The following is a 1,671-nucleotide window of genomic DNA, read 5'->3' on the forward strand; positions in this document are numbered from 1 at the left end:
ATATAAAACCGATAGAAATTATTATTGTAGCTGATGATAGAATGAGTGCGATACAATCTATACCAACATTTGTTGAAAGTAACGTTGTTGTGATTGAGGAGAAAAGTAAACGGAAAGCACCAGTTCATGGGGCAAAAATCGCCAATGGTGATGTAGTCTTATTTTTAGATGGGGAAGATGTTATTTTTTCGGTAGAATTAGAGCGATTTATAGAACCGATACTGAAAAAGGAACAGGATGTAATCTTAAATAACATAGACTCCGTATGTTTTGAAAAGATGAGAGTAGAATGGCCAAGTATTGCTATGGTGTATAGAAAAATAGTAAACGATGTATTGGGGCGTATGGATTTAAAATATGATTCGATGTTATCTATGCCATATGCTATTACTAAAAAAGCAATTGAAGACATTGGATATGATATCTTGCAGAACCCTATTCGGTCCCAAGTAACTCTTATTGAGAAAGGGTGGCGACTACAATCCTCGTCAGCTATCACTAACACCTCCTTGAATAATATGCCCGCAAACGAAACCTCTTTCTATAAAAATGAATTAACTAAATTAGAAGTATATGAGATTAAAGAAAATATAAAAGCTTTGGAGAGTTGGTTACAACGAAAAGATGATAGAGGTAACTATACAGATGGAGGAAGAAAAAGAGAAATTATAGAGCAGTTAAAAAAACAAAAGAATTATTCATGTTTCCATAAAGGATGGGGAATGAATTCATCAATTTATAATGGAAAACAGTTATCAATTATTATACCAGCACAAAATGAAGAATCAACGATTAAAGAAGTTATTCTTGAGGCAAGAAAAATTGAACCGAAAGAAATAATTGTTGTCATTAATGGGTCAACAGATCAGACAGAAGTAATCGCTAAGCAATCAGGGGCAACAGTAATTGTTTATGAAGAAAGATTAGGGCATGATGTAGGACGGGCAATTGGTGCACAAGAAGCCACAGGGGATATACTTCTCTTTATTGATGCTGATTTTGCTATTCTAGCAAAAGATCTTCATCCGTTAACGCAAGCTGTTGCGGATGGTGTTGATATGGTTTTAAATGATTTAAATTTAAATCTTAGATTTCCTCTATATATTGTAAGTTTATATAAATATATTTTGAATATTGCTTGTAACCGTAAAGATTTAGGGGTAGGATCTACAATTGCTGTTCCCCATGCTATTAGTAGAAAATGTTTAGAGGGAATTGGCTGGGACACTCTTCACACAGCGTGTGTTGCACAAGTAAAGGCAATATTAGAAGGGTATAAAGTCGGATGTGTCCATTTTGTAGATGTAATGAAACCAAATCGTATTCGGCCACAAGAGCATTTTGCGACGATAGGACATCCACCAGCTGTATTGAGAATTACTGGGGATCATTTAGAAGGACTTTCATATTTATTGAAGAATAAGGATTTTAAAGATTTATTTTAAAAGGTAAATTTGTCTATTGAATGAGTAACTTAAACATTTCATTTATGCAACTTGACGATATTTAGTATTGCAATGAAACTAAAATCAAAAATTTTTATTATTTTTAGCTCAGGTACAAGTGAAGAGCATGTTTCACTGACTGATAGTAAATGAACAAGTAACAAAAAGGTAAAGGCTTCTTTATATATGAAGAAGCTTTTATCTTTTTTATTTTAAGTATGGAAGG

1 protein-coding gene is annotated in these 1,671 nt (G+C 33.0%); it reads left to right on the forward strand.

Translation table 11 applies throughout. The features are described from left to right. The coding region (locus tag GBN78_RS29655; RefSeq protein ID WP_152128030.1) for a glycosyltransferase family 2 protein at window positions 1-1,445 on the forward strand (1,445 nt) is incomplete at its 5' end. Between the last annotated feature and the right edge of the window lie 226 nt (window positions 1,446-1,671).

The sequence above is a fragment of the Bacillus sp. B2-WWTP-C-10-Post-4 genome, from assembly GCF_009183805.1.
GTDB lineage: Bacteria > Bacillota > Bacilli > Bacillales > Bacillaceae_G > Bacillus_A > Bacillus_A cereus.